This window comes from Micrococcus sp. LASM2_SD2, assembly GCF_057364565.1.
Genome location: NZ_JBNFOB010000414.1, coordinates 1 through 997 on the forward strand (window position 1 = coordinate 1; position 997 = coordinate 997).

1 protein-coding gene is annotated in these 997 nt (G+C 72.7%); it reads left to right on the forward strand.

The window, feature by feature from the left end:
• Positions 1-48: 48 nt before the first annotated feature.
• On the forward strand, positions 49-997 hold a 949-nt coding region (lgt, locus tag AC2W7A_RS12820), incomplete at its 3' end, for a prolipoprotein diacylglyceryl transferase (RefSeq protein WP_485991665.1).

A 997-nucleotide genomic window follows, 5' to 3' on the forward strand; every position in this document is an offset into this window, starting at 1 on the left:
ACCGGACTCCGCCGCCGGCGCCCGGGGGGAGTGAGCGCCATGACCGCCATGACCGGATTCCCGACGACGGCCCTCGCCGCCGCCGATGCCCTCGCCTCCGCGCCGGTGCTGGCGATCCCGGCCCCGCCGTGGTCCGGCTTCGAGCTGGGCCCGCTGACCATCCACGCCTACGCCCTGTGCATCATCGCCGGCGTCGTGGCCGCGCTGTGGCTGGGCGCGCTGCGCTGGCGCCACCGCGGCGGCCCCGAGGGCCGCGTGCTGGACATCGCCATCTGGGCGATCCCGTTCGGCTTCGTCGGCGGGCGCCTCTACCACGTGTTCTCCTCGCCGGACCGCTACTTCGGACCGAACTACGACGGCACCGGCGACCCGATCCAGATCCTCTACGTCTGGAACGGCGGGCTCGGGATATGGGGCGCGATCGCGCTCGGCGCCGTGGGCGCATGGATCGGCGCCCGCCGCTACGGCCACCGGCTGAGCGCCTTCGGCGACGCCGTGGCACCCGGCATCCTGCTGGCCCAGGCGATCGGCCGCTGGGGCAACTGGTTCAACCAGGAGCTCTTCGGCGGACCCACCGACCTGCCGTGGGGCCTGGAGGTGGATCCCGAGTTCGTCCCCTCCGGCTACGCCGAGGGCACCCTGTTCCACCCGACGTTCCTCTACGAGTGCCTCTGGAACCTCCTGGGCGTCCTGGTGCTGCTCGCCCTGGACCGGATGCTGCGCCTGCGCCGCGGCGCCATGATCTGGACCTACGTGGCCTGGTACACGCTGGGCCGTGTGTGGATCGAGATGATGCGCATCGACGACGCCCAGATGATCACTCTGTTCGGCACCACGCAGCGCCTGAACGTGTGGACGTCCCTGCTGCTGCTGGCGATCGCCCTCGTCATGTTGGCCGTCTGCCTGGCCCGCACGCGGCGCCTCACCCCGGCCGAGGCGGACGACGTCTGGCTGCCGGGCCGTGGCCCCGAGGCCGAGGTCGGCGGACCGGCCCGAG